Source organism: Pseudomonas sp. NFACC42-2 (genome assembly GCF_900116055.1).
GTDB lineage: Bacteria > Pseudomonadota > Gammaproteobacteria > Pseudomonadales > Pseudomonadaceae > Aquipseudomonas > Aquipseudomonas marginalis.
The window spans coordinates 160,336-185,738 of the sequence record NZ_FOZO01000009.1 but is presented as its reverse complement, the minus strand read 5'-3'; the positions used below and the strand labels follow the sequence as shown (position 1 = coordinate 185,738).

22 protein-coding genes and 1 pseudogene are annotated in these 25,403 nt (G+C 62.1%); 10 read left to right on the top strand and 13 right to left on the bottom strand.

Going from position 1 to position 25,403, the window contains the following annotated elements; translation table 11 throughout:
* Nucleotides 1-218: 218 nt before the first annotated feature.
* The 6 genes from BM416_RS18370 to gap form a co-directional block, all read right to left on the bottom strand.
* Entirely contained in the window at nucleotides 219-620 is a 402-nt protein-coding gene (locus BM416_RS18370) for a YbaN family protein (RefSeq protein ID WP_092488966.1), read from the bottom strand.
* 168 nt (nucleotides 621-788) lie between these two features.
* Nucleotides 789-1,397: a biliverdin-producing heme oxygenase gene (locus BM416_RS18365; protein WP_092488965.1), complete on the bottom strand. Its 609-nt coding sequence runs from the start codon at nucleotides 1,395-1,397 to the stop codon at nucleotides 789-791.
* Nucleotides 1,398-1,533: 136 nt separating this feature from the next.
* Nucleotides 1,534-4,098, bottom strand: coding sequence for a TonB-dependent receptor (locus BM416_RS18360; RefSeq protein ID WP_092488964.1), 2,565 nt, complete (start codon nucleotides 4,096-4,098; stop codon nucleotides 1,534-1,536).
* Nucleotides 4,099-4,215: 117 nt separating this feature from the next.
* Nucleotides 4,216-5,184 carry a FecR family protein gene (locus tag BM416_RS18355; protein WP_092488963.1) on the bottom strand — a complete coding sequence of 323 codons (969 nt, stop codon included), beginning with the start codon at nucleotides 5,182-5,184 and terminating at the stop codon, nucleotides 4,216-4,218.
* A 74-nt stretch (nucleotides 5,185-5,258) separates the two neighbouring features.
* Entirely contained in the window at nucleotides 5,259-5,777 is a 519-nt protein-coding gene (locus tag BM416_RS18350; RefSeq protein WP_092488962.1) for an RNA polymerase sigma factor, read from the bottom strand.
* A gap of 140 nt (nucleotides 5,778-5,917) precedes the next feature.
* On the bottom strand, nucleotides 5,918-6,919 hold the full coding sequence (gap, locus tag BM416_RS18345) for a type I glyceraldehyde-3-phosphate dehydrogenase (protein WP_065925864.1): 1,002 nt from the start codon (nucleotides 6,917-6,919) through the stop codon (nucleotides 5,918-5,920).
* A 221-nt stretch (nucleotides 6,920-7,140) separates the two neighbouring features.
* Between gap and edd the strand changes: the two genes are divergently transcribed.
* Genes edd through BM416_RS18325 form a run of 4 tightly spaced genes read left to right on the top strand, consistent with a single transcriptional unit; the run spans nucleotide 7,141 to nucleotide 12,146 of the window.
* Nucleotides 7,141-8,967 carry a phosphogluconate dehydratase gene (gene edd, locus BM416_RS18340; protein WP_092488961.1) on the top strand — a complete coding sequence of 609 codons (1,827 nt, stop codon included), beginning with the start codon at nucleotides 7,141-7,143 and terminating at the stop codon, nucleotides 8,965-8,967.
* Nucleotides 8,964-9,920, top strand: a complete 957-nt coding sequence (locus BM416_RS18335; protein ID WP_092488960.1) for a glucokinase — start codon at nucleotides 8,964-8,966, stop codon at nucleotides 9,918-9,920. The genes edd and BM416_RS18335 overlap by 4 nt, the downstream gene beginning before the upstream one ends.
* Before the next feature lie 32 nt (nucleotides 9,921-9,952).
* Nucleotides 9,953-10,687 (top strand): response regulator, encoded by a 735-nt coding sequence (locus BM416_RS18330; protein ID WP_024077192.1) that lies wholly within the window; start codon nucleotides 9,953-9,955, stop codon nucleotides 10,685-10,687.
* A complete protein-coding gene (locus BM416_RS18325; RefSeq protein WP_092488959.1) occupies nucleotides 10,677-12,146 on the top strand; it encodes an ATP-binding protein in 1,470 nt (489 codons plus the stop codon). Before BM416_RS18330 ends, BM416_RS18325 begins: the two co-directional genes overlap by 11 nt.
* Before the next feature lie 63 nt (nucleotides 12,147-12,209).
* On the opposite strand, the gene BM416_RS18320 is transcribed toward BM416_RS18325, so the two are convergent.
* Entirely contained in the window at nucleotides 12,210-13,139 is a 930-nt protein-coding gene (locus BM416_RS18320; RefSeq protein ID WP_027605501.1) for an AraC family transcriptional regulator, read from the bottom strand.
* Between the two features lie 328 nt (nucleotides 13,140-13,467).
* On the opposite strand from BM416_RS18320, the gene BM416_RS18315 reads away from it, so the two are divergent.
* On the top strand, nucleotides 13,468-13,809 hold the full coding sequence (locus BM416_RS18315; RefSeq protein WP_053135733.1) for an antibiotic biosynthesis monooxygenase family protein: 342 nt from the start codon (nucleotides 13,468-13,470) through the stop codon (nucleotides 13,807-13,809).
* 42 nt (nucleotides 13,810-13,851) lie between these two features.
* On the top strand, nucleotides 13,852-14,097 hold the full coding sequence (locus tag BM416_RS18310) for a hypothetical protein (protein ID WP_053135736.1): 246 nt from the start codon (nucleotides 13,852-13,854) through the stop codon (nucleotides 14,095-14,097).
* 125 nt (nucleotides 14,098-14,222) lie between these two features.
* Here the strand turns inward: BM416_RS18310 and BM416_RS18305 are convergent, their stop codons facing one another.
* Nucleotides 14,223-14,855 carry a flavin reductase family protein gene (locus BM416_RS18305; RefSeq protein WP_065925867.1) on the bottom strand — a complete coding sequence of 211 codons (633 nt, stop codon included), beginning with the start codon at nucleotides 14,853-14,855 and terminating at the stop codon, nucleotides 14,223-14,225.
* An 83-nt stretch (nucleotides 14,856-14,938) separates the two neighbouring features.
* On the opposite strand from BM416_RS18305, the pseudogene BM416_RS18300 reads away from it, so the two are divergent.
* A pseudogene (locus tag BM416_RS18300) lies at nucleotides 14,939-15,103 on the top strand (hypothetical protein); the annotation flags it as partial.
* A 55-nt stretch (nucleotides 15,104-15,158) separates the two neighbouring features.
* Here the strand turns inward: BM416_RS18300 and BM416_RS18295 are convergent.
* From BM416_RS18295 to BM416_RS18280, 4 genes are all read right to left on the bottom strand, one after another.
* A complete protein-coding gene (locus BM416_RS18295; protein ID WP_065939189.1) occupies nucleotides 15,159-16,478 on the bottom strand; it encodes an MFS transporter in 1,320 nt (439 codons plus the stop codon).
* A 167-nt stretch (nucleotides 16,479-16,645) separates the two neighbouring features.
* Entirely contained in the window at nucleotides 16,646-17,980 is a 1,335-nt protein-coding gene (locus BM416_RS18290; RefSeq protein WP_092488958.1) for a sigma-54-dependent transcriptional regulator, read from the bottom strand.
* Complete coding sequence (locus BM416_RS18285; RefSeq protein ID WP_092488957.1) at nucleotides 17,974-19,740, bottom strand: ATP-binding protein; 1,767 nt, start codon at nucleotides 19,738-19,740, stop codon at nucleotides 17,974-17,976. The genes BM416_RS18290 and BM416_RS18285 overlap by 7 nt, the downstream gene beginning before the upstream one ends.
* 104 nt (nucleotides 19,741-19,844) lie before the next feature.
* Complete coding sequence (locus BM416_RS18280) at nucleotides 19,845-21,368, bottom strand: fumarate hydratase (RefSeq protein ID WP_027605509.1); 1,524 nt, start codon at nucleotides 21,366-21,368, stop codon at nucleotides 19,845-19,847.
* 217 nt (nucleotides 21,369-21,585) lie between these two features.
* Here BM416_RS18280 and BM416_RS18275 point away from each other — a divergent pair, with 217 nt between their 5' ends.
* A complete protein-coding gene (locus tag BM416_RS18275) occupies nucleotides 21,586-22,518 on the top strand; it encodes an iron-sulfur-binding ferredoxin reductase (protein WP_092488956.1) in 933 nt (310 codons plus the stop codon).
* A gap of 30 nt (nucleotides 22,519-22,548) precedes the next feature.
* Complete coding sequence (locus BM416_RS18270) at nucleotides 22,549-23,298, top strand: enoyl-CoA hydratase-related protein (protein WP_092488955.1); 750 nt, start codon at nucleotides 22,549-22,551, stop codon at nucleotides 23,296-23,298.
* 98 nt (nucleotides 23,299-23,396) lie between these two features.
* Here BM416_RS18270 and pyk read toward each other — a convergent pair whose 3' ends face one another.
* Complete coding sequence (pyk, locus tag BM416_RS18265) at nucleotides 23,397-24,848, bottom strand: pyruvate kinase (RefSeq protein WP_065939184.1); 1,452 nt, start codon at nucleotides 24,846-24,848, stop codon at nucleotides 23,397-23,399.
* A 175-nt stretch (nucleotides 24,849-25,023) separates the two neighbouring features.
* Here pyk and BM416_RS18260 point away from each other — a divergent pair, with 175 nt between their 5' ends.
* On the top strand, nucleotides 25,024-25,398 hold the full coding sequence (locus BM416_RS18260) for a tol-pal system YbgF family protein (RefSeq protein ID WP_025854787.1): 375 nt from the start codon (nucleotides 25,024-25,026) through the stop codon (nucleotides 25,396-25,398).
* The last annotated feature ends 5 nt before the right edge of the window (nucleotides 25,399-25,403 follow it).

The following is a 25,403-nucleotide window of genomic DNA, read 5'->3' as shown; positions in this document are numbered from 1 at the left end:
CCACCAGCGCAATCACCCCCAACAGGCAGAGCCCGGACAGCAGCACGATTTTCAAGCGGATAGAGAGGGTGTCGAACATAGGTTCACTCACGAATGGGCATGTTGGAGGGCTCGCAGGGCAGGCCAAGTCCATTCAGCGCTATGTCTGAAACATCGGCGTAACAAATTAATTCATGAGAGGCAGGCGATGAGCGGTAGGAAAACGGCTACGGCCAGCGTCATGCGGGCTGTGCGAGCCGTTCCGGGCGTGACCAGATCCACAGGTTGCCCAGGCTCATCCCGGCAATCGCCAGGTAGATCGGCCAGCCGTGGTCGAGCATCACCAGCATCAGGATCGCGCACAGCAGCATGCTCACGGTGGCACTGACTTTGGCCCGGCGCGCGATGATCCTGCCGTTGCGCCAGTTGAACAGGATCGGTCCGAACAGGCGGTGGTTTTCCAGCCAGGCACTGAGGCGCGGTGAGCTTTTGGTCGCGGCCCAGGCGGCCAGGAGGATGAACTCGGTGGTGGGCAAACCCGGCACCACAATCGCCACCAGCCCGATGCCCAGGCTGACGTAGGCCAGCAGGCCGAAGAGGATCTGTGCGATTTTCGAGGTGGATTGGGGTTTGCCGGTCATGGTGTGTGCAAAGTAGGGGGTAACAAAAGAGTCGGCATTGAAATGCGGTTTAAATGTGGGAGGGGGCTTGCTCCCGATAGCGGTGCATCAGCCAACAAATAGGTACCTGACCCTCCGCCATCGGGGGCAAGCCCCCTCCCACAGTTGATTGCATTTCAATGTATGCGATCAGGCCAGTTCAGGGGCGCTAGCGTACGCCTGTTCCAGCAACACGGTGAAGCGCACAAATGCATCCACCGCGCCTTTTTCCGCTGCGGCTTCTTCTTCGGCGCTCAACTCCAGGGCGTCGAGAGTGCGAGTGAAGCTTTTCCAGCCTTCGGCGCGACCACCGGCCGGCTCACCCAGGTGGCGGGCACCGAAGGTTTCGCTCAGGCCCAGGCCTACGGCGCGCTTGATCAGGAACGCAGCGCCCAGCTTGGAACCTTCGGACACGAACAACCAGCCCAGGGCTTCGGCCTTGCTCGGGTTCTTCAGTGCACCCGCGACCGGGGCTGGCACGTCGGTATCCAGGTCTGCCAGGTCCAGCCTGGCGGCCTCGGCGCGGCAGCGTTCGGCCAGGTCGGGCACGATCTTGATCAGTTCGGCATCGTTGTACAGGGCCACCAGTTCCGACTGGAACAGGTACTGCGCGACCACGAAACGGGCGAAGTTGGCCTGGGTTTCAAACGGCGCGTGGGCCTTCACCAACGCGTCCAGCCTGGTGTGTGGCTCGTGGGTAATCTGGTTCAGGCGCTGGGAGCGCAGGCTTGGGCGTTCTGCGGTAGAAGAAGCGGTCATGAAAAAGTCCTTGAGAAGGGGGAGCGCCTTATGGCCCTTAAAGAGAGCTGTTATCAACTAGACGAACAAGAAGACGCGGCACAGTAAAAAATCCTCACCTCGCCGCTGAAATTTCGACGAGGTGAGTCGGGTATCGTCAGATGTCCCAGATCAGGTTGATCGCAACGTTGCGGCCCGGCTGGGTCAGGCGGTCGAGGTTGGCCGGTCCGGTCACCGCGGCTTCGCCGACACTGTCGTAGCTGCGTACGTCATCCCAGTTCCAGTACTTCTTGTCGGTGAGGTTGTAGAGGCCGCCGTTGATGGTCACGTCCTGGGTGACTTTGTAGAAGGCGGTCAGGTCGACAACCCCGAAGCCCGGAGTCTTGAAGGGGCCGCTGGTGTCGCCGTCCGGCGCGTGGAAGGTACTGCTGTCGACGCGATCCTGCTTTTTCACCAGGGTCCAGCTCAACAGGCCACCATAGTTGTCCTGGTCGTAGCCCAGGCCAAACACGCCCTTGAGCGGGTTGACGCTGTTCAGCGGCTCGCCGTTATCGTCGTTACGACCGTAGGCATAGGAAACCGAACCCTGGGTGTAGAGGCCCTGCGGGGCGCCGAATGCATCCAGGTTCAGGCGCCCTTTGGCTTCGGCCCCCTTGATGGTGGCGCGCTTGATATTGATGGCCTGGAACTGTTCGACCGTGCCGCCGACGACGGCGTTGTCCTCATCGATAAAATCGCGGTACTTGTTGTAAAACACGGCGACTTCAAAGGATCCCGCGTCAAATTTGCCGCGAATCCCGGTTTCGATGCCCTTGCTGGTTTCTGGCTTGAGGTCGGGGTTGGGCTCGACGGTGTAGCCCAGGTTGAGGTTTTCAAAGCGGCCGTACAACGCCTTGGCGGATGGCGTACGGAAACCTTCGGCATATTGGCCGAACCAGGTGTATTGATCCGTCAGGGCGTAAGTCAGGCCGAACTTGGGTGTCACACGGTGCCAGGTTTTTTCCTTGTCGCTCACCGGGTCCGTACCCGTCGGGTTGACGGTGTTGAGGAACTCCTGGGTCAGCTTGGGTTTGAGCTGGGTGTAGTCGTAGCGCACGGCGGGCAGGAAGGTCCATTTGTCCCAGCTGATCTGGTCCTGTGCGAACAGCGAATACGTGTTGATGGTCGGGTCGGGGAAGTCGCTGGACTTTTTCACACTGTCGGAGGCCATCGGGCTGGGCGCGCCGATGGCGGTGCAGCCACTGCCGACGGCCACACAGGTCGCGCCGCCCTCGCGCGAGCCGGTGACTTTCTGCTGCTTGAGGGTGGTGCCGTAGGTCACTTGGTGATCGGTTTCACCGAGGCTGAACGCTTTGTCCAACTGAGCATCGAAAATCCACTGTTTTTCCTGGTACAGCGTGTCGCGGGTGCGCAGGACACGCCGACCTGACTGATAGATCTCGGCAGTGGTCTGGTCGGTCTTGGCGATCTGGTAGTTGAGGCTGGTCTTGATCCGGTCGGCAATCGGCGACTCAAGGGCGAAGCTGTTTTCCAGGCCGAAACGTTCGCGGGTAATGGTGTCGTTACCACGGCGATCACGGTAGAGGTTGAAGCCTCGGCCGCCGATGAACGGGCCGCCCACCGCGTTCTTCAGGTTGACGTCGCGATCATCCTTGTACTTCTCATAGGTCAGGCCCAGGCGGTTGTCATCGCCATAGTTCCAGCCGAGCTTGGCCAGGATGTTGGTGGTGCGCGCGTCCTCGGGGTTGGCGCCGGTACGGGCCAGGCCGGTGGCGTTGTTGCCGTCGTAGGATTCGGTCTCATGGCCATTGCGCTGGCTCAGGTGCAGCAAGCCATCGAAGTCCTGCACGCGGCCGGCGACGGTGCCGGAGGTGAGCCAGCTTTCGTCGGCGGAGCTGTAGCCGGTCTTCAGGCGTGCGCCGACGTCCTGGCCGGGCTTGATGATGTCGTCCGGGTCGAGGGTGAAGTAACTCACGGCGCCGCCGATGGCGCTGCTGCCGTAGAGCGCCGAGGCCGGGCCGCGCAGGATCTCGACGCGCTTGACGATCTCCGGGTCGACGTAGTTGCGGCGGGTCTTGGCGTAGGGGCCGTTGAAGAAGTTGTCGGGCACTTCCACACCGTCCACCTGGGTGAGGATGCGGTCGCCGTCGATACCGCGGATGTTGAACCCGGCATTGCCGGCACGGGTGCCTGCGCCGCCGACCGAGACGCCGGGCTCGTAGCGCACCAGTTCACGGATGGTGTTGACGTTCTGGCGGTCCAGCTCTTGGCGATCCTGCACGCTGACGGTGCTCGGTACGCTGTTCACATCCTGCGCGTTACGGGTGGCGCTGATGGTCACCTGTTGCAGGTTGAGGGTGCTGCCCGCCGTGCGCTTTTCCAGGACGATGTTGTTATTGCCCAGCTTGCGGTAGCTCAGGTTGGTCCCCACCAACAGCCGGTCCAGGGCTTTCTCCGGCGACAGGGCGCCGCGCACCCCTGGGGACGACACACCCTGGCCCAGCTCGGCGGGCAGGCCGACTTGCCAGCCGGTCACGCTGGTAAAGGCGTTCAGCGCCGAGACCAATGGCTGTTGCTCGATGCTGAAGCTGTAGTTGCCGTGGCTGTGGGCGGCGGGTTCGGCGGCAGTGGCGGCCATCACTGGCGAACCGGCCAGCAGGATGGCGGCGGTCAGCAAGGACAGCACGGGGGAGGAGGACCGGCGGTTGAAACGAGAGGACATCGAGAGCGCTCCGGAAGGTACGAATCTTATAGTTGCGAACCGAACCAAATAGGAATCAGTTGCATTGGCTAAGACGAGACGTACCGCCGAAGGCTATCGAGTAAAAATAATTCTCATTTAGTTCAAAATCACCAGCGCGGGGTATTCCGACAACTTGGCTGAGGTGATGTGGGCCAGGGAGCGCACCACATCCAGGGGTTGGTCGAGGCGGTAGTTGCCGGTGACGGCGACGCTGGCGAGCTTGTCGTTGGTGTTGACGATCCAGCCGGGGTAGTAACGACGCAGCTCGGCGAGCACTTCGCTCATCGGGCAGTTTTCGAAAATCAGCCGGCCTTGCACCCAGGCCAGGTCCTTGCTGGCATCCAGCCTGGCCGGTTGGCCAAAGCCCTTGGGCCCGATGCGGATGCTTTCGCCGGCACTCAGGCGCACGCGGGCATCGTCGAAGGTGTTGCTCAAGTCGACATCGCCACGCTGCACCTGCACCTGGGCTTCGCCGTTGAGGTAGCGCACGGCGAAGGCGGTATCACGCACGCTGGCGCGCACGGGGCCGGCGTCGATTTCCAGGGGCAGGCCATGGCCGGGCATGATTTCGAAAAAGGCTTCGCCCTGGTACAGGCGGACGATCCGCTGGTGGTCCTTGATGCTGCTGGAAAACGCCGAATTGGTGTTCAGCAACACTTTCGAGCCATCGTCCAATTGCAGGCGCTGGCGTTCGCCCACCACCGTGAGATGGTCGGCTTGCAGGCGTACCGGCAGGTTGCTGAAGCTGAACAGGCCGATCAACAGCACGGCGGCGGTGGCCAGCGGTTTCCAGTGCGGCTTGATCCGGCGCCAGCCCCTGGGTTTGCGCGGCGCGGCCAGGGCGACGGCAGCGCTGTGCACCGGCGCGCCACCCCAGGCGGCCTGGGCCTTGCCGAAGGCGTGGACGTGGGCCGGGTCTTCGGCCAGCCAGGCTTCAAACTCGGCCTGCTGCCCGGGCGCTGGGCACTGCAAGGCGATCAGCCAGTCGAGGGCCTGGTCCATAGCCGTGTCTTGCAACACCTCATGAGCCAGCTCATGGGGGCGCAGTTTATTCGGGTCCGTCACGGTGTTCCTCGGGTCTTCGCCACGTTTTATTCATCTTTCCTACAGCTTGGGTCGACAATTCCGTCGGCTGAAGCTTAAGGCCGATCCAGTCTTTCGGCCACACCTACACAAATGGCAATGATCAATTTCAGTTCCTTTTGCACGGTGCTCAAGGACACGTCCAACTGATCGGCGATCTCCTGGTAGCTGCAACCGTGCAGGCGGCTGAGGATGAAAATCTGCTGCTGGCGTGCGCTCAACTGGCCGAGGCTGATGCTCAGGTGTTCAAGCAATTGCTCGGCCTGGGTTGCATCTTCGGGGGTGCTGATGGGGGCGGCGACGCTTTGCAGGATCTCCAGCGGCACATCTTCCTGCAGGGTGCGCGCTTGAATCCTGCGTGAACGCAAGTGATCCAGCGCCAGGTTACGCGCGGTCTGGTAGACGAAGGGTTCGAGGTGATCGATCGGCCGCTCGCTGAGGGCCCGGGTGACGCGCAGGTAGGTTTCCTGCAACAGGTCCTCGGCGGTGCTGTGGTTATTCACCATCCGCTGCAAGGTGCGTAGCAGAATCACCCGTTGGGTGAGAAAGACTTGGTTGAAGCGAGATTGGCTCACAGTGATACCAGACCGATTTGCAGTTAATGATAATGCTTATCATCAACTCAAATGGCAAGTGGCTATTCCTCTGTGTCTACATAGAACAATTGTGGGAGGGGCGGTGCGACGATTCGACTTGCCCCTCCCACAGGACCGCATTACTCGGCGTTGCACAACGCCAGGCAGTTATCCAGCATGCGGTTCGAGAAGCCCCACTCGTTGTCATACCAGGCCAGCACTTTCAGCAGCTTGCCGCTGACCTTGGTGTGGTTGGCATCGAAGATTGACGACAGCGGGTTATGGTTGAAGTCACTGGAGACCAGCGGCAGGGTGTTATAGCCGAGGATCTTCGAGTGTTGGCTGGCTTCCTTGAGCAGTGCGTTGACTTCGTCGGCAGTGGCGTCTTTCTTCAACTGCACGGTGAGGTCCACCAGCGACACGTTGATCACCGGTACACGCACGGCCATGCCGGTCAGCTTGCCTGCCAGCTCCGGCAGCACCAGGCCCACCGCTTCGGCGGCGCCGGTCTTGCTTGGGATCATGTTCTGGGTGGCCGAACGCGCGCGGTACGGGTCGGTGTGGTAGACGTCGGTCAGGTTCTGGTCGTTGGTATAGGCATGAATCGTGGTCATCAAGCCGCTTTCGATACCCAATTCGCGGTGCAGCACCTGGGCGACCGGCGCCAGGCAGTTGGTGGTGCACGACGCGTTGGAGATGATCTGGTGGGATTGACGCAGGATGTCGTGGTTCACGCCGTAGACCACGGTCGCGTCCGCGCCTTTGGCCGGGGCGGAGATGATCACCTTGCGTGCGCCGGCGGTAATATGGGCGGCAGCCTTGTCACGGTCGGTGAACAGGCCGGTGCATTCGAACACCACGTCGACCTTGTGCGCCGCCCACGGCAGGTCGGCCGGGTTGCGAATGGCACTGACGGCAATCCGGTCACCATTGACGGTCAGGCTTTCCTGATCGTGGGCGACCTCTGCATCGAAAGTGCCGTGCACGGTGTCGTATTTGAGCAGGTGGGCGTTGATCGAGCTGTCGCCCAAATCATTGATGGCGACGATCTGCAAATCCTGGCGATAGCCTTGGGTATACAGTGCGCGCAGGACATTACGGCCGATACGGCCAAAACCATTGATTGCGATACGAAGAGTCATTGGAAAGTGCCTGTCGTCGATTTGTTGTAAGAATTACAAGATTATTCGCATAAAAATAGAAAACAAGCCTTTTTAGTGGCAATATTTTGTTCAATCTACAACGAGTGACCTGAATCAACTGGTCCGATGATCCAAACGACTCTCTGCCATCCCATGAGCTGCGGGCGTTTGATCAGCATAGACACTCAGGTCGCCACATCCGTTAGCCTGGAGTTCTACACATGCATCCCCGCGTCCTTGAGGTCACCGAACGGCTTATCGCCCGCAGCCGCGCCACTCGTGAGGCTTACCTTGCGCTCATTCGCGGCGCAGCCAGCGACGGTCCGATGCGCGGCAAGCTGCAATGCGCCAACTTCGCCCATGGCGTGGCCGGTTGCGGCACCGAAGATAAAAACAGCCTGCGCATGATGAACGCCGCCAACGTGGCAATTGTTTCGTCATATAACGACATGCTCTCGGCGCACCAGCCGTACGAACATTTCCCGGAACAAATCAAGAAAGCCCTACGCGAAGTCGGCTCGGTCGGCCAGTTCGCCGGCGGCACCCCTGCCATGTGCGACGGCGTAACCCAGGGCGAGCCCGGCATGGAGCTGAGCTTGCTCAGCCGTGAAGTCATCGCCATGTCCACGGCGGTAGCGCTGTCCCACAACATGTTCGACGCCGCGCTGATGCTGGGCATCTGCGACAAGATCGTGCCCGGCCTGATGATGGGCGCGCTGCGCTACGGCCACCTGCCGATGATTTTCGTACCGGGCGGGCCGATGCCGTCGGGCATCTCCAACAAGCAGAAGGCCGACGTGCGCCAGCGCTACGCCGAAGGCAAGGCCACTCGCGAAGAGCTGCTGGAATCGGAGATGAAGTCCTACCACAGCCCCGGTACCTGCACCTTCTACGGCACCGCCAACACCAATCAACTCCTGATGGAAGTGATGGGCCTGCATTTGCCGGGTGCCTCGTTCGTCAACCCGTACACGCCCCTGCGTGACGCCCTGACCCGCGAAGCCGCGCACCAGGTCACGCGCTTGACCAAGGCCAACGGCAACTTCACGCCGATCGGCGAGATCGTCGACGAGAAATCCATCGTCAACGCTATCGTTGCGCTCAACGCGACGGGCGGTTCCACCAACCACACCCTGCACATGCCGGCCATCGCCATGTCGGCGGGCATCATCCTCACCTGGGATGACATGGCCGACCTCTCCGAGGTGGTGCCGACCCTGTCCCACGTGTATCCAAACGGCAAGGCCGACATCAACCACTTCCAGGCGGCAGGCGGCATGTCGTTCCTGATCCGCGAGCTGCTCGAAGCCGGCCTGCTTCACGACGACGTCAACACCGTGGCCGGCAAGGGCCTGAGCCGTTATGTCCAGGAACCATTCCTGGTCGACGGCGAGCTGGTGTGGCGCGACGGCCCGATCGAAAGCCTCGACGAAACCATCCTGCGCCCGGTGGCGCGCGCGTTCTCGCCGGAAGGCGGCCTGCGTGTGATGGAAGGCAACCTCGGCCGCGGTGTCATGAAAGTCTCTGCCGTAGCCCCTGAGCACCAGGTCGTCGAAGCGCCGGCGGTGGTGTTCCAGGACCAGCAGGACCTGGCCGATGCGTTCAAGGCCGGCCAGCTGGAAAAGGATTTTGTCGCCGTGATGCGCTTCCAGGGCCCGCGCTCCAACGGCATGCCGGAACTGCACAAGATGACGCCGTTCCTCGGTGTGTTGCAGGACCGTGGCTTCAAAGTCGCACTGGTGACAGACGGGCGTATGTCCGGCGCGTCGGGTAAGATCCCCGCCGCGATTCACGTCAACCCCGAAGCCCAGAGCGGCGGGCCACTGGCACGGGTCAAAGATGGCGATATCATTCGCGTGGATGGCGTGAAGGGCACCTTGGAGCTTAAGGTGGACGCCGAAGAATTTGCAGCGCGCACGCCTGCCACGGGCCTGTTGGGCAATAACGTGGGGGCCGGTCGCGAGCTGTTTGCATTTATGCGCTTGGCCGCAAGCTCCGCAGAGCAAGGCGCCAGCGCCTTTACCTGTGCCTTGGAGACGCTTAAGTGAAGCTAGCGCTGGTCGGTGACATCGGGGGTACCAACGCCCGTTTTGCGTTGTGGCGAGATCAGGCACTGCATTCGATCCGGGTGCATGCCACGGCTGATCACCAAAGCCCTGAGGACGCGATCAAGGTCTATCTCAAGGAAGAAGGCCTGCAAATCGGCGACATCGGTGCGGTGTGCCTGTCGGTCGCCGGGCCGGTGAGCGGGGATGAATTCAAATTCACCAACAATCACTGGCGCTTGAGCAAGACTGCGTTTTGCCAGGCCTTGCAGGTGGATGAGCTGCTGCTGGTCAATGACTTCTCGGCCATGGCCCTGGGCATGACTCGCCTCAAGCCCGACGAATTCCGCGTGGTCTGCGAAGGCACGCCGGAACCGTTGCGCCCGGCGGTGGTGATCGGTCCGGGTACCGGCCTGGGCGTCGGTACCCTGCTGGACCTCGGCGCAGGCCGTTACGCGGCGTTGCCGGGGGAGGGCGGCCACGTCGACCTGCCCCTGAGCAGCCCACGGGAAACCCAGCTGTGGCAGCATATCTACACCGAGATCGGCCACGTCAGCGCCGAAACCGCCTTGAGCGGTGGCGGTCTGCCGCGTCTGTACCGGGCAATTTGCGCGGTCGATGGCCACACACCCGTGCTCGACACCCCCGAAGCCATCACGGCGGCGGGCCTGGCGGGCGACCCGGTGGCCATGGAAGTGTTGGATCAATTCAGCATCTGGCTGGGACGGGTAGCCGGCAACAATGTGCTGACCACCGGTGGGCGCGGTGGTGTGTATATCGTGGGTGGGGTGATTCCGCGGTTTGCCGACTTCTTCATACACAGCGGTTTTGCCAGGAGCTTCAGTGACAAAGGCTGCATGAGCGACTACTTCAAGGGCATCCCGGTGTGGCTGGTGACCGCGCCGTATTCCGGGTTGACCGGGGCGGGCGTCGCATTGGAGCAGGCGTTTGCCTGACCCACACCCCCTATAACAACAAGGAGGACCCCGTGAGCGTAATCAGTAAATCGATTCTCCTCGTCGACGACGACCAGGAAATCCGCGAATTGCTGCAGACCTACCTCAGTCGCGCCGGTTTCCAGGTGCGTGGCGTGCCGGATGGCGCGGGGTTCCGCCAGGCGATGAACGAGGCGCCATGCGACCTGGTCATCCTCGATGTGATGCTCCCGGACGAAGACGGTTTCAGCCTTTGCCGCTGGATTCGCCAGCACCCGCGCCAGGCGCAGGTGCCGATCATCATGCTCACCGCCAGTTCCGACGAAGCCGACCGCGTGATCGGCCTGGAACTGGGGGCCGACGACTATATCGGCAAGCCCTTCAGCCCCCGCGAGTTGCAGGCGCGGATCAAGGCCTTGCTGCGCCGCTGCCAGTTCGGCCAGGAGCGTAGCGGCAATGGCGATGTGCTGGTGTTCGATGAATGGCGCCTGGACATGATCAGCCATCGGCTGTTCCACGTGGATGGCGAAGAGGTGATCCTCTCCGGTGCCGACTTTGCCCTGCTCAAGCTGTTTCTCGATCACCCGCAACAGATTCTCGACCGCGACACCATCGGCAACGCCACCCGTGGCCGCGACCTGATGCCGCTCGACCGGATCGTTGACATGGCCGTGAGCCGCTTGCGTCAACGCCTGCGCGACACCGAAAAACCCCCGAGGCTGATCCGCACCGTGCGCGGCAGCGGTTATCAACTGGCAGCCAGCGTGGTTGCCGGCAATGCCCACTGAACTGCTGAGCGAACGCCGCCGGCGCTTCCCGGTACCGCGCTCGCTGCTGGGGCGCATGTTGCTGCTGACCTTGCTCGCGGTGCTGTTCGCCCAGGCGCTGTCCAGCGTGATCTGGGTCTCGCAGTTGCGCGCCACCCAGCTCGAAGGCCTGGTCACCAGCGCCCGTAGCCTGGCGCACTCGATGACCGCCAGCGTGAGTTATTTCCGTTCGTTGCCGGTGGCCTATCGGCCGTTGGTCCTTGACCAGTTGCGCAGCATGGGCGGCACCCGTTTTGTCGTGACCCTGAATGATCGGCCCCTCGACATGCAAGTGTTGCCGCAAACCCCGCGTAAACAGGCGGTGCTGGTGGCCGTGGATGAAGTCCTGCGCCAGACCCTGGGCGCCGACGTGCCTATCTCGGTGGAGTTCGTCAGCGCCGAAGACCTGCGCATCTTCAACGCCGGGTTGAAACTGGATGAGTTGCCGCGTTCATGGGCGCATTACGCGCTGACCCTGGAACCGGTCAACCCGCCGGTATTGGTGACTCAGATCGAACTCGCCCCCGGCGAATGGCTGTACATCGCTTCGCTGTTGCCCGAGCCCTACACCAGCCTTGAAGAACAGGGCCTGCCGTCCCAGCAGGTGTGGTTTATCGTGCTGACCAGCGGCTTTTTGCTGCTGTTCATCGGCCTGCTGGTGCACTGGCAAAGCCGGCCGCTCAAGCGCCTGGCGCGGGCGGCGCGAGACATGTCCCTGGGTGCCGATGTGGAACCGGTGGCTGAAGGCGGCGGCAGTGAAGTGGTGGAAGTGGGCCGCGCGTTCAATGCCATGCGCGAACGCATCAGCCGTTACCTCACGGAGCGCAGCCAGTTGTTCAGCGCGATTTCCCACGACCTGCGCACACCGATTACCCGCCTGCGTCTGCGCGTGGAATTGCTCGAAGACGAGAACCTGCAAACCAAGTTCGGCCGTGACCTGGATGAGTTGGAGTTGCTGGTCAAAGGCGCGCTGCAATGTGTGAAAGACACCGATATCCACGAGAACATCCAGCCGGTCGACCTCAACCATGTGCTCGAATGCCTGGTGGAGCCTTATGTGGCGCCCAACGGCAACGGCCGGGTCACCCTGGACGGCGCAGCGGTGGCGGCGTACCCGGGCAAGCCGCTGGCGCTCAAGCGCTGCATTGGCAACCTGATCGACAATGCCTTGAAGTACGGGCAGAACGCCCATTTGCGTATTGAGGACGATGGCGCGGAGTTCATCCTGCACGTCGACGACGAAGGTCCAGGCGTGCCGGAACAGCGTTTGGAACAGGTCTTCGAACCGCATTTTCGCCTGGCCGGCCAGCAGCAGGGTTACGGTTTGGGCTTGGGTATTGCGCGCAATATTGCCCATAGCCATGGCGGTGAAGTGAGTTTGCAGAATTTGCGTGAGGGCGGCTTGCGGGTCACCCTGCAACTGCCTCGAACCCTGGACTGAAAAACACCATTGGACAAATAGGGGAGGGGGCAAGCCCCTTCCCACATATTGATCGTCTTTGTGTCAGACGCTTTGGCGCAGTCGTGCCAAATCCCTCAGCGGCGGTGCCCCAAACAGCCGGCTGTACTCCCGGCTGAACTGCGATGGGCTTTCATACCCCACCCGATACCCCGCCGCCGACGCTTCCAGCCCTTCGGCAATCATCAGCCGACGTGCCTCCTGCAAGCGCAGCTGCTTCTGGTACTGCAGCGGGCTCATGGCGGTAATCGCCTTGAAGCGGTGGTGCAGGGTCGAGACGCTGAGGTTCACTTCCTTGGCCAGGTCATCGATGCGCAGCGGTTGTTCGTAGTTGCCATTGAGCCACTTGATTGCCTGGCTGACGCGATGGCTCTGGCTGTTGGCCACGGCAATTTCATACAGGCGATAACCCTGGGGACCGCGCAGCAGACGGTAGAGGATTTCACGGTTGATCAGCGGCGCCAGCATGGCAATGTCTTTGGGCGTATCCAGCAGGCGCGCTAGGCGCAGCACGGCGTCGAGCAACTGGGGGTCGATGCGGTCGACATACATCCCGCGCGATGTCGGGCGCGTGGGCACGCCCATGGGGCCGGCCTCGGCGATCAAGGCTGTGAGCTGCGCCGGGTCGATATTGATGCGTACTGACAGGTTCGGATCCTCCGGCGTGGCATCGATGATCCGCCCGGCCACGGGCATCGCCACCGAGAACACCAGGTAATTGAGCGGGTCGTAGGCAAAGATTTCGTCGGCCAGGCGCACTTCCTTGCTGCCGTTGGCGAGGATGCACAACGCCGGCTCCACCAGTACCGGCATGAAGTCACGCGGGGTGTTGTGGCGGTTCAGGAACAGTGAAGTAATCGCCGTGCCATAGGAGCCGTCTTCCCAGGTATGACGATGCACGATGCTCGCCAGCTCGGCGCGCTGTTTTTCCGTCTCGGCGTCGAGGGGCATGGACTGATGTTCGGGCGACGGCATAAGGCGTCCTCTGCATGCTTTTTTGATGGGCTCAGCTTAGCGGCGGCTTTTCAAACAGTGTTAGGTCGATTCTGCACAATCCTTGCCTGATCCTGCGACGCGTCGTGAATCAGGCAAGTTCTCGGGCTGTCATGTCCCTGAAACAAGGCGTTTGCCTGTGGAATCGAACCGGCGGTCCCTACGTCCTCTCTACGCTTCTCGCAGGATTGTGCAATAAGCCAGCAGGAATTGACTAACCGCGCCCGCACCCGCGCCGTTATCTTTGATCCTGTGGCAACACGCCCCCACAGTGCTTGCCGAGCATCACTTCTCAACGGGAGAGTCGAACATGTCCACCCCCATTCCCGCGAGCCATATGGCCTTTATCCGCGCCCGCACCGGGTGCAGCACCGAATTGGGTGCACGCTTGAGCAGTTTGATCGAACCGGGCCGTCAGGCTCAGGGTTGCCTGCAATTCTCGTTGCAGCATTCCCAGGTCGATCCCGATGTCTGGTTGATCTCGGGTTTCTGGAGCAGCGAGCAGGCGATGAGCGCCTACTTCAACTCGCCGGCCCTGATGATCTTCACCGAGCTGTTGAACGACATGGTCGTGCGCAGCATGGACTTCCAGACCTTCACCGATGCAACCGCCGCCAATGCCTACGGCGAGTACCTGCAACTCGCCGGTTGAGGGTTAGAATGGCCAACTTTTCCATTGGCCAGGACCTGCAACATGGCACGTAAACAATTTGCCCATCACGAAGCCGTTTCCGCCGTAGTACCAGGAGAGGGTGGCTACAGCGCCGCCGTCGCCGTCAAGGCGCTGGATGGCATGGGCGCACCGCAGTTTCACAAGATCCTGGATGGACAGACGTTCAAGACCGCCTCCGACGCCGATGATGCCGCCACTGTGCAGCTTGAGCGGCTGATCGATGTGGATGAAGAGGGTCAATTGACCTGGGCGAGCGCCGCGAGCTGAACAACGTCGACCCTCTAATGTGGGAGAGGGCTTGCTCCCGATAGCAGTGTGTCAGTCAACAACGATGTTGGATGTGCCATTGCCATCGGGGGCAAGCCCCCTCCCACTTTTTTGGTGTATTTCAGTCAGGGTTTGCTGGCGCCTGGGCGATACATCTTGAACAACGCCTCCGGGCCCAACTGGAAGTAATCCGCCGGGCCACCGCCGCGCAGGATCGGCTCCGCGGCTGCGGTGTCGTACACCCCATCCTTGAGCAGCCACTTGGCAATGTGCACCGCGACCACCTCGCCCAGCACCAGCCAGCTGGGCACCAACTGCTGGTCGGCGCGCTGCAGCTGGATGATCTGCGTCACCTTGCACTCGAACGAAACCGGGCTCTCGCCCACTCGCGGCACGCCGACGATTTTCGACGCCACCGGTGTCAGGCCGGACAACTCGAACTCATTCACCTCCGGCGAGACGGCCGCGCAGCTCTGGTTCATTTGCTCGGCCAGCGGGCGGGTGGCCAGGTTCCACACAAACTCGCCGGTCTGTTCGATGTTGTTCAGGCTGTCTTTGCGCCCGACGCTGGAAAAACCAATGATCGGTGGAATGTAGTTGAACGCATTGAAAAAACTGTAGGGCGCCAGGTTCAGGCGGCCGTTGCTGTCGTGGGATGAAATCCAGCCAATCGGACGTGGCCCGACAATGGCATTGAACGGGTCATGTGGCAGGCCGTGGCCGTTGGCCGGTTCGTAGAAGTGGATAGCGTCAGACATGGCCGGGTTCCTGCTGCGGGGTTCTGGGAGGCAGCCATAGTGCAATCCATGGCGACGAATTTCCATCGATCCTATGGGATTTGGCAACCCTGGGCGACTTCCTGACCAAGCCCCATGAAAAGGGCGGGTTGGATTTCGGCACCATTGGATCATCGGCGGTATTGGCGGCGGTGCTGGTGGTGATGATTGCCGGGGCGTCGTATGCACAGCGGCGGCATGGCCGGAGCCCGGTAGCAGAGGTGTCCTGATTCAACATGTGGGAGGGGGCTCGCCCGCTCCCACATTTGTTACTGCATCCAACCGTTAGTCCGTGGTGATGCGCGAATGCTTGCGTGTGTCCTTCATGGTCACATAGACCGCCAGCGACACTGCAATACACGCGGTCACATACCAGTAGTAGCCGGTTTCCATCCCGATGCTCTTGAACCACAGCGCGATGTATTCAGCGGTACCGCCGAAGATCGACACGGTCAGTGCATAGGGCAGGCCTACGCCCAGGGCGCGGATTTCGGTCGGGAACAGTTCAGCCTTGACCACGGCGTTGATCGAGGTGTAGCCGCTGACGATGATCAGCGCGGCCATGATCAGGAAGAACGCGCCCCACCAGGTCTGGATCGTGTGCAGGGTGGTAAGGATCGGTACGGTGAACAGGGTGCCGAGGATGCCGAAGGCGATCAGGATCGGCCGACGCCCGACTTTGTCCGACAGCCCACCGACGATTGGTTGCAGGCACATGAACAGGAACAGCGTTGCCGCCGAGATCGTGGTGGAGTCGGAAATGCTCATGCCGACGGTGTTCACCAGGTACTTCTGCATGTAGGTGGTGTAGGTGTAGAAAGCCAGGGTGCCGCCCATGGTCAGGCCGACCACGGTCATCAGTTCCTTGGGGTGGCGCATCAAGGTGCGCATGGCGCTTTCCTTGGCTTTTTCCTTCTTGGTGAACGACTCGGTTTCTTCCATGCCGCGACGCAGGTACAGCGCGACCACTGCGCACAGGGCGCCGATGGCGAACGGGATACGCCAGCCCCAGTCGTACAGTTGCTCGGTGGTAAGGATCTGCTGCAGCACGATCAGCACGGCCAGGGCGATAAGCTGGCCGGAGATCAGGGTCACGTACTGGAAGCTGGAGAAGAAACCGCGACGTTCCTTGGTTGCCATTTCACTCAGGTAGGTGGCCGAGGTGCCGTATTCGCCACCGACCGACAAGCCTTGCAGCAGGCGGGCGAACACCAGCAGGATCGGTGCGCCGACGCCGATGGTTTCGTAGCCGGGGCTCAGGGCGATGATCAACGAGCCGAAGCACATCAGCAGGACCGACGCCATCAGTGCTGCTTTGCGACCTGCACGGTCGGCGTACAGGCCCATCAGCCAGCCACCGATCGGGCGCATCAGGAAGCCCACGGCGAAGATCGCAGCGGTGTTGAGCAATTGGGCGGTGGTGTCGCCTTTCGGGAAGAAGGCTTTGGCGAAGTACAGAGAGAACGCGGCGTAGACGTACCAGTCGTACCACTCGACCATGTTGCCGACCGATCCGCTGAAGATCGATTTGATGCGGCTGGTGGTGGTGCGTTCTTTGGCCGGCGCGGCCGCCGACCCCAGGGGCAAGGTGTTGGAGTTATCCATTGAAGGATCCTTCATCTAGTTGTTTTTATGGAGCGGCGCGAGCGCAGCCTGGCTGGGGCTATAGCAGGAGCTGTGCCAGGTAGATGAAGGCCCGGTCTAGAAGGGGCTGGGGTTTATTTTGAGCGGAAAGTCGCTGATGTTTTTGAGGGTGATGAGCGGAAATCCGCTCATTCGTCTTTCAGGAACATGTCCCTGGCCAACCCATGGCGCTGCATCTTTTCGTTGAAGGTGCGCCGTGGCAGCTGCAACTCCGCCAGCACCGCCTTGATATCGCCTTTATGCCGGGTCAATGCGGCCTTCAGGCAATGGGCCTCGAACGCCTCCTGCTGCGCGGCCAGCGATTGCCCGGCTTCGATCCCTTCCGGTTCCGGCTCGCCAAGGCCCAGCACCTGGCGTTCGGCGACGTTGGCCAGCTCGCGCACATTGCCCGGCCAGTCATGGCTGAGCAGGCGGCCCAACTGCGCGCCGCTCAGCGGTTCCGCGCTGCGGCCCAGGCGCTCGGCGGCGCTTTGGGCAAAGTGATCGAACAGCAGCGGGATGTCTTCGCGGCGCTCGCGCAGAGGCGGCAAGCGCAGTTGTGCAACGTTCAGCCGATAGGCCAGGTCTTCGCGAAAACGCCCGGCGCGGGCCTCTTCCAGCAGGTCCGGCTTGGTGGCGGCAATGATGCGTAAGTCCACATGAATGCTTTGATTGGAGCCCAGGCGTTCCAGCTTCTGATCCTGCAATACCCGCAACAGCTTCACTTGCTGGGCCAGGGGCATGCTTTCGATTTCATCGAGGAACAGCGTACCGCCATGGGCGTACTCCAGTTTGCCGATGCGCTTGCCCTGGGCGCCGGTGAAGGCGCCGCTTTCGTGGCCGAACAGTTCGGCCTCGAACAGCTGCTCGGGGATCGCCGCGCAATTGAGCGCCACAAACGGTTTTTTCGCGCGTGGGCCGAAGTCATGCAGGCAGCGGGCGACCAGCTCCTTGCCGCTGCCGGTCTCGCCACGGATCAGCACGTTGACCGGCAAGGTCGCCAGGTCGAGTACCTGCCGGCGCAGGTTCTGCAAGCCACGGGACACGCCGAGCAGGCTGGACTCCAACTGCGCCCGATGATCGGCCTGTTGGTGCAGGCGGCGGTTTTCGAGGATCAGCCTGCGCTTGTCCAACGCGCGGCGCAGGCTGTTGAGCAAGGCATCGGGGCTGAAGGGTTTTTCCAGGAAGTCGTAGGCGCCGTCGCGCATGGCTTCGACGGCCATCGGTACATCGCCATGTCCGGTCAGCAGGATGACGGGCAGGTCGGCGTCACGGCGCTGCACTTCGGCCAGCAGCTCCAGGCCGCTGAGCCCGGGCATGCGCACGTCGCTCAGGATCACTCCGGGAAAGTCCTTGGGCAGTTGCGCCAGGCAGGCTTCGGCGCGGCTGAACAACTGCACCTCGAACCCCGACAAGCTCAGCCATTGCTCGACGGCCGTACGAATGCTGGCTTCGTCATCGACCACAATCACCGCGTTCAACATAAGTCGGGTGTCTCCAGCGCGATAGGCAAGGTCAGGGTAAATACCGCGCCGTCGCCACGGTTACTGGCGCTCAGGCGCCCGCCCAATTCGTGCACGATAGCGTAGGAAACCGCCAGGCCCAAGCCGAGCCCGTCGCCCACCGGCTTGGTGGTGAAGAACGGATCGAACACGCTGTTGAGGTGCTCTTCGGCAATCCCGCCGCCGCTGTCGCTGACCGTGAGTTGCCACAGTTGCTGATCGGCATGCAGGCGGATTTCCAGGCGTTTGCGGGGTTTGTCGGCCATGGCGTCGAGGGCGTTGCGCAGCAGGTTGATCAGCACCTGTTCGAGGCGGATCGCGTCGCCGCGTACCCAGGCGGGGCGGGTCAGGTCCAGCACGGTGCCGATGGCTTCATCACGCAGGCGCGCGTCGAGCAGGTGCAGGGACTGGTCGACCACGGTGGCCAGGTCCAGGCGTTCGCGCAGGCCGCTGGGGCTTTTGCGCGCAAAGGTCTTGAGATGGCCTGTAAGGGCGGCCATGCGTGTGAGCATATCGTCCAGCGGGGTCAGGGCCTTGTAGGCGTCGTCCACCCGACCGTGGTCCAGCAGCAACCGCAGGGTCGCCAACTGCATGCGCTGGGCGGTCAGGGGCTGGTTGATCTCATGGGCGAGGGCGGCGGACATCTGCCCCAGCGCCGCTAATTTCGCCGATTGCACCAGGCCATCCTGGGCCGTGCGCAGGGCCTGGGTGCGCTCTTCCACAAGCTGTTCGAGTTCTTCGCGGCTGCGCTGGCGCAAACGGGCCAGGCGCCAGCGTTGGCTGAGGAACAGCACCAGGAACACCAGCGCCAGCCAGGAGCCGGCGGCGGCAAGGCCAGCGTTGCGCTGGTCTTCAAAGGCGAACTGGGGTTTGCGCAACAGGTGCAGGGTCCAGCCCTCGGCTTTCAGCGGCAGTGACTCCCAGATGTAATTGGCGTTGCCTTCGGGGCCGTTGACGCGCATCAGGTGGCTGTTTTCGTCGAAGCGTTGCAACGTCTGGGTGTCCAGCGGCTGCAGTTGTTTCTTGTCGTATTGGCGGGTGGCCTTGAGTTCGACCAGATCGCTGGCCGATAACGGGTGCAGGTTGCGATAACGCCAGCCCGGTTGGTTGGCGATAAACACGATGCCGCGTGCGTCGCTGACCAGCAACAGGTCATCGCCTTGGGCCCATTCGCGCTCCAGTTCAGGGAATTCCAGTTTCACCACCATGGCGCCAAGGAACTGCTCGTGTTCATCCAGCACGGCGCTGGAGAGGAAATACCCCGGGATCCCGGTGGTTACGCCGACCGCGTAAAAGCGCCCGGTGCCCTGGCTCTTGGTCTGGCTGAAATACGGCCGAAACGCGTAGTTGTGCCCGACGTAACTGCTCGGCAAGTTCCAGTTGCTGGCGGCCACGGCCAGGCCGGTGCGGTCCATCAACTCCAGGGTGGAGGACTGCGCCGCTCCATTGATGCGTTCGAGCTTGCGGTTGAGCAGGTCCTGGGTGCCGGCGTCCAACGGGCCTTTGAGCGCGTTGATCATCTCCGAGTCCAGCGCCAGTACGGCGGGCAGGGCGCGGTAGCGTTCGATCAGGGTGTGCAGGGAATTGGCGTACAGCGCCAGCTGCTGGTTGGCGCGGGCCGCATCGTCCACCAACGCCTGGCGTTCGGCATGGCGCGTGGCCAAGGCCGCGGCCAGCAGCGCACCGGCGATGATCAGCAGGGAGTAGAAGGTCAGGCGCAGCGGGCGAGGGATCACGATCATACGGTGATGGGCAGGCACGGTAAGGGGAGTGCACCATAGCATGAGCCATAAAAAAGGCGACTGGGCCATGGGCCGCAGTCGCCTTTATCCTTGCGGGAAAGTGCTTACTGCACTTCTACCGCCAGGCTTTCACTGATCTTTTTCTGCCAGATGGCAGGACCGGTGATGTGGACGGATTCGCCCTTGCTGTCCACCGCAACGGTGACCGGCATGTCTTTCACGTCGAACTCGTAGATCGCTTCCATGCCCAGTTCGGCGAAGGCCACCACACGCGACTTCTTGATGGCTTGGGCCACCAGGTAAGCGGCGCCGCCCACGGCCATCAGGTACACGGCCTTGTGGTCCTTGATCGCTTCGATCGCGGTAGGGCCGCGCTCGGATTTGCCGATCATGCCCAGCAGGCCGGTTTGCTCGAGGATCTGACGGGTAAACTTATCCATCCGCGTCGCCGTGGTCGGACCGGCAGGGCCAACCACTTCTTCGCGCACCGGATCAACCGGGCCGACGTAGTAGATAAAGCGACCCTTGAGGTCCACCGGCAGGCTTTCGCCCTTGTTCAGCATCTCGACCATGCGCTTGTGCGCGGCGTCGCGACCGGTGAGCATCTTGCCGTTGAGCAGCACGGTTTCGCCCGGCTTCCAGCTCTGTACTTCTTCCGGGGTCAGGGTGTCGAGGTTGACACGGCGGGCCGATGGGCCGGCTTCCCAGACGATTTCCGGGTAGGCGTCCAGCGGTGGCGCTTCCAGCGACGCCGGGCCCGAACCGTCGAGCACGAAGTGCGCGTGACGGGTGGCGGCGCAGTTGGGGATCATGCACACCGGCAGCGAAGCGGCGTGGGTCGGGTAGTCCATGATCTTTACGTCGAGCACGGTGGTCAGGCCACCCAGGCCCTGGGCGCCGATGCCCAGTTGGTTGACCTTCTCGAACAACTCCAGGCGCATCTCTTCGATACGGTTCTGCGGGCCGCGCTTTTTCAGCTCGTGGATGTCGATGGATTCCATCAACACTTCCTTGGCCATCACCGCGGCTTTCTCAGCGGTGCCGCCGATGCCGATGCCGAGCATGCCCGGTGGGCACCAGCCGGCGCCCATGGTCGGAACGGTCTTGAGCACCCAGTCGACGATCGAGTCGGACGGGTTGAGCATGGCCATCTTCGACTTGTTCTCGGAACCGCCGCCCTTGGCCGCCACATCCACTTCCACGGTGTTACCCGGGACGATGGAGTAGTGGATCACGGCAGGGGTATTGTCCTTGGTGTTTTTACGCGCACCGGCCGGGTCGGCCAGGATGGAGGCGCGCAGGACGTTTTCCGGCAGGTTGTAGGCGCGACGCACGCCTTCGTTGATCATGTCGTCCAGGCCCATGGTGGCGCCATCCCAACGTACGTCCATGCCCACGCGCACGAACACGGTGACGATACCGGTGTCCTGGCAGATCGGGCGATGGCCGGTGGCGCACATGCGCGAGTTGATCAGGATCTGCGCGATGGAGTCACGGGCTGCCGGCGATTCTTCGCGCAGGTAGGCCTCGTGCATCGCCTGGATGAAATCAACGGGGTGGTAGTAGGAAATGAATTGCAGGGCGTCGGCAACGCTCTGAATCAGGTCGTCTTGCTTGATCACGGTCATGAGTCGCGCTCCTCTATAAGGGAACATTCAATAAAGGTGGGCCCAGTGGGGTGCATCGGTCGGCTGAGTCCACCTTTCCAAGGCACGCCAAGTGGTGCAGGCGCGACGCTAAAAAGGCGCGGCAGTATAACCCGGCACGGTGGCCGATACACCCGACTATGGTCAAACTGTCGCAGGCATGATTCCCTGTGCGCGCCCCTTGTGATCGAGTCCTGCTATGCCTGAACTGTACGTCGGCGAACGCCATTGGTCGGTAGCCACCGGCAGCAACCTGCTGGATGCCTTGAACCAGGCGGGTGTGTCCGTGCCTTACAGTTGCCGTGCCGGCAGCTGCCATGCGTGCCTGGTGCGGTGCCAGGGCGAGGTCGAGGACCGGCAGCCCGCTGCTTTGAGCCCGGCACAACGCCAGGAGGGCTGGCGCCTGGCGTGCCAGTGCCAGGTGATCGGCGATCTGCAGGTCGAGGCATTCGACCCGCTGCGGGACGGCCTGCCGGCCCTGGTGGTGGGGGCCGATTGGTTGAATGCCTCGGTGCTGCGCCTGCGGCTGCAAGCGGAGCGTGGACTGCGGTATCGCGCCGGGCAGCACCTGGTGTTGTGGGCCGGGCAGGTGGCACGGCCTTATTCCCTGGCCAGCCTGCCTCAGGAGGATGCCTTCCTGGAGTTTCATATCGATTGCCGCCAGCCCGGCGCATTCAGCGATGCCGCGCGCGCGTTGTCGGTGGGTGATCGCCTGCGCCTGGGAGAACTGCGTGGCGGCGCGCTGCAATACGATCCCGACTGGCAATCCCGGCCGCTGTGGCTGCTGGCTTCCGGTACCGGCCTGGGGCCACTGTGGGGTGTGCTGCGCGAGGCGTTGCGCCAGGATCACCAGGGCGCCATCCGTATGATTCACCTGGCCCATGATGCCGACGGTCATTACCTGGCCGAGCCCCTGGCCGAACTGGCTGCGCGTCATCCGAACCTGACGGTGGAGCTGTGGACTGCGGCGCAGTTGGCCCAGGCATTGGCGCAACTGCGGCTTGTTTCCCGGCAAACCCTGGCCTTACTCTGCGGGCATCCTGTCAGCGTCGAGGCCTTCTCCAAGCGCCTGTTCCTGGCGGGGCTGCCGCGCAATCAACTGCTGGCCGATGTGTTCCTGCCCCGTGGTTGAGTGCTGAATTCCACTGCCGTGAGATTCGCCATGACCGACGCCATCCTGCAGCAACGCGAGCGCGGGCTGCTGACCCTGCAGCTCAATCGCCCGGACAAGAAAAACGCCCTGACCCGAGCCATGTACAGCCAATTGGCCGAGGCGTTGGAGCAGGCCGATGCGGACCCGCAGATCAATGCCGTGCTGATCCAGGGCAGCAGTGAGTGTTTTACTGCCGGCAACGACATCGGCGATTTTCTTGAACAGCCGCCCGGCGACCTCGACAGCCCGCCGTTTCACTTTATGAAAAGCCTGCTCAACTGCCGCAAGCCGGTGATCGCAGCTGTAGCGGGTGCGGCGGTGGGTATCGGCACGACCCTGCTGCTGCATTGCGACTTGGTGTACATCAGCCGCGATGCACGGTTGCGCATGCCGTTCGTCAATTTGGGGCTGTGTCCGGAGTTTGGGTCGAGCCTGATCCTCCCGCGTTTACTGGGACACGCGAAGGCGGCTGAACTGCTGTTGCTGGGTGAGGGCTTCAGCGGCGAACAAGCGGCCGCGTGGGGGATTGCGACCGAAGCGTTGGGCAGTGGCGAGGCGGCGTTGGCCAAGGCACGGGAGATGGCCGAGCGCTTTGAAACCCTGGCGCCGGGAGCGGTGCAGGTCTGCAAGCAGTTGATGAAGAGCGTGGACCGTGAGCAGTTGCGGCAAGTGATCGAGGAAGAGGGGGCGTTGTTTGTGCAGCGTTTGAAGTCGCCGGAAGCGATTGCGGCGCTGTCGGGGTTTATGGACAAGCGTTAACCCCATGTGGGTGCGACGATTCGACATGCTCCCTGCCACACGGAAAGCAAAAAGCCCCGCCATTCACATGGCAGGGCTTTTGTTTTTCAGCCTGTCACTCAGACCATTGGGTCGCCAACGTGCAGGATCTTCATGCCGTTGGTGCCGCCGATGGTGTGGTAGCTGTCGCCTTTGGTCAGGATAACCCAGTCGCCTTTCTCCACTACGCCGCGCTTGATCAGCTCGTCGATGGCCGCCTGGCTGACTTCATGGGGCGGCAACGACGCCGGGTCGAATGGCACGGTGTACACGCCACGGAACAGGGCCGCACGGGCCTGGGTTTCGCGGTGCGGGGAGAACGCGTAGATCGGCACCGAAGAACGGATACGCGACATGATCAACGGCGTATAGCCACTTTCGGTCAGGGCAATGATCGCTTTCACGCCCGGGAAGTGGTTGGCGGTGTACATGGCGGCCAGGGCAATGCTCTGGTCGCAGCTTTCGAACACTTTGCCGATGCGGTGGCTGGAGGTCTTGCTGGTCGGGTGCTTTTCGGCACCGACGCAGATACGCGCCATGGCCTGCACGGCTTCCAGTGGGTACGGGCCGGCGGCACTTTCAGCCGAGAGCATCACGGCGTCGGTGTAGTCGAGCACGGCGTTGGCCACGTCGGACACTTCGGCGCGGGTCGGCATCGGGTTCTGGATCATCGACTCCATCATCTGGGTCGCGACGATCACCGCTTTGTTGTGGCGGCGCGCGTGCAGGATGATCTTTTTCTGGATGCCGATCAGCTCGGCGTCACCGATTTCCACACCCAGGTCGCCACGGGCAACCATCACCGCGTCGGACGCCTTGATCAGGCCGTCGAGGGTTTCGTCATCGGCCACGGCTTCGGCGCGTTCGATCTTCGCCACCAGCCAGGCGGTACCGCCGGCTTCGTCGCGCAGTTTACGGGCGTATTCCATGTCGGCAGCATCGCGTGGGAAGGACACGGCGAGGTAGTCCACTTCCATTTCAGCGGCGAGCTTGATGTCGGCCTTGTCTTTTTCAGTCAGGGCTGGGGCAGTCAAGCCACCGCCACGACGGTTGATGCCTTTGTGATCGGACAGCGGGCCGCCGATGATCACAGTGCAATTCAATTCAGTCGGGGTCGCGGTGTCGACGCGCATCACCACGCGACCGTCGTCCAGCAGCAGCTCGTCACCGACGCCGCAATCCTTGACCAGGTCCGGGTAGTCGATACCCACGACGTCCTGGGTGCCTTCGGTCAGCGGGTGGCTGGTGGAGAAGGTGAACTTGTCACCGATCTTCAGCTCGATACGCTTGTTGGCGAATTTGGCGATACGGATTTTCGGGCCTTGAAGGTCACCCAGCAGTGCGACGAAGCGGCCATGCTTGGCGGCCAGGTCACGCACCAGCTTGGCGCGAGCCTTGTGCTCGTCCGGGGTGCCGTGGGAGAAGTTCAGACGGGCAACGTCCAAACCAGCCAGAATCAGCTGTTCGAGGACTTCCGGCGAGTTGCTGGCCGGGCCAAGGGTGGCGACGATTTTGGTACGACGGACGGACATGCACAGACTCCTGAGTTCAAGCGCTGAGGAAGGCTACTATGCTCTTTGGTTGTAGTCATTGTTCGTTTGCACTACTTATCGACGATTCGCTTGTTTTCGCGCCGGTTGAATAGATGAACATCCTTGAAGATTTTTGACGAGGGGTCGATACACTGCACAAGACAGGAGAACCTTCATGCGAATTTTGCTCATTGCTGCCCTGGCCGTCAGTGTTGTCGGCTGCACCCGTTGGTCGATGGACCACCATTTGAACAATGCCTACCGTGCATACAAGGTCGGTGATTGCGAGCGCGTCACCTTGGAACTATCCCAGGTCGACCGCGAGAGCCGTACACGGCGTTATGTACAGCCGGAAGTTTCGATGTTGCGCGGGCAATGCCTGGAACGCCAGAAACTGTTCGTCGACGCCGTGCAAACCTATCAATTCATCATTAACCAGTACCCGTCGAGCGAGTACGCCTACCGTGCCCGTGCGAGGCTGGACACTTTGCAACAACTGGGTCATTACCCCGGTGCGAGCGTGGCACAGCCGCGTCCCGCTTCTTTGTAATGGCG

Coding starts and splice junctions, on each gene's coding strand:
- BM416_RS18370 (WP_092488966.1), bottom strand. CDS start 620: ATGACCGGCAAACCCCAATCCACCTCGAAAATCGCACAGATCCTCTTC.
- BM416_RS18365 (WP_092488965.1), bottom strand. CDS start 1,397: ATGACCGCTTCTTCTACCGCAGAACGCCCAAGCCTGCGCTCCCAGCGC.
- BM416_RS18360 (WP_092488964.1), bottom strand. CDS start 4,098: ATGTCCTCTCGTTTCAACCGCCGGTCCTCCTCCCCCGTGCTGTCCTTG.
- gap (WP_065925864.1), bottom strand. CDS start 6,919: ATGACTCTTCGTATCGCAATCAATGGTTTTGGCCGTATCGGCCGTAAT.
- edd (WP_092488961.1), top strand. CDS start 7,141: ATGCATCCCCGCGTCCTTGAGGTCACCGAACGGCTTATCGCCCGCAGC.
- BM416_RS18325 (WP_092488959.1), top strand. CDS start 10,677: ATGCCCACTGAACTGCTGAGCGAACGCCGCCGGCGCTTCCCGGTACCG.
- BM416_RS18320 (WP_027605501.1), bottom strand. CDS start 13,139: ATGCCGTCGCCCGAACATCAGTCCATGCCCCTCGACGCCGAGACGGAA.
- BM416_RS18315 (WP_053135733.1), top strand. CDS start 13,468: ATGTCCACCCCCATTCCCGCGAGCCATATGGCCTTTATCCGCGCCCGC.
- BM416_RS18310 (WP_053135736.1), top strand. CDS start 13,852: ATGGCACGTAAACAATTTGCCCATCACGAAGCCGTTTCCGCCGTAGTA.
- BM416_RS18305 (WP_065925867.1), bottom strand. CDS start 14,855: ATGTCTGACGCTATCCACTTCTACGAACCGGCCAACGGCCACGGCCTG.
- BM416_RS18295 (WP_065939189.1), bottom strand. CDS start 16,478: ATGGATAACTCCAACACCTTGCCCCTGGGGTCGGCGGCCGCGCCGGCC.
- BM416_RS18290 (WP_092488958.1), bottom strand. CDS start 17,980: ATGTTGAACGCGGTGATTGTGGTCGATGACGAAGCCAGCATTCGTACG.
- BM416_RS18285 (WP_092488957.1), bottom strand. CDS start 19,740: ATGATCGTGATCCCTCGCCCGCTGCGCCTGACCTTCTACTCCCTGCTG.
- BM416_RS18280 (WP_027605509.1), bottom strand. CDS start 21,368: ATGACCGTGATCAAGCAAGACGACCTGATTCAGAGCGTTGCCGACGCC.
- BM416_RS18275 (WP_092488956.1), top strand. CDS start 21,586: ATGCCTGAACTGTACGTCGGCGAACGCCATTGGTCGGTAGCCACCGGC.
- BM416_RS18270 (WP_092488955.1), top strand. CDS start 22,549: ATGACCGACGCCATCCTGCAGCAACGCGAGCGCGGGCTGCTGACCCTG.
- pyk (WP_065939184.1), bottom strand. CDS start 24,848: ATGTCCGTCCGTCGTACCAAAATCGTCGCCACCCTTGGCCCGGCCAGC.
- BM416_RS18260 (WP_025854787.1), top strand. CDS start 25,024: ATGCGAATTTTGCTCATTGCTGCCCTGGCCGTCAGTGTTGTCGGCTGC.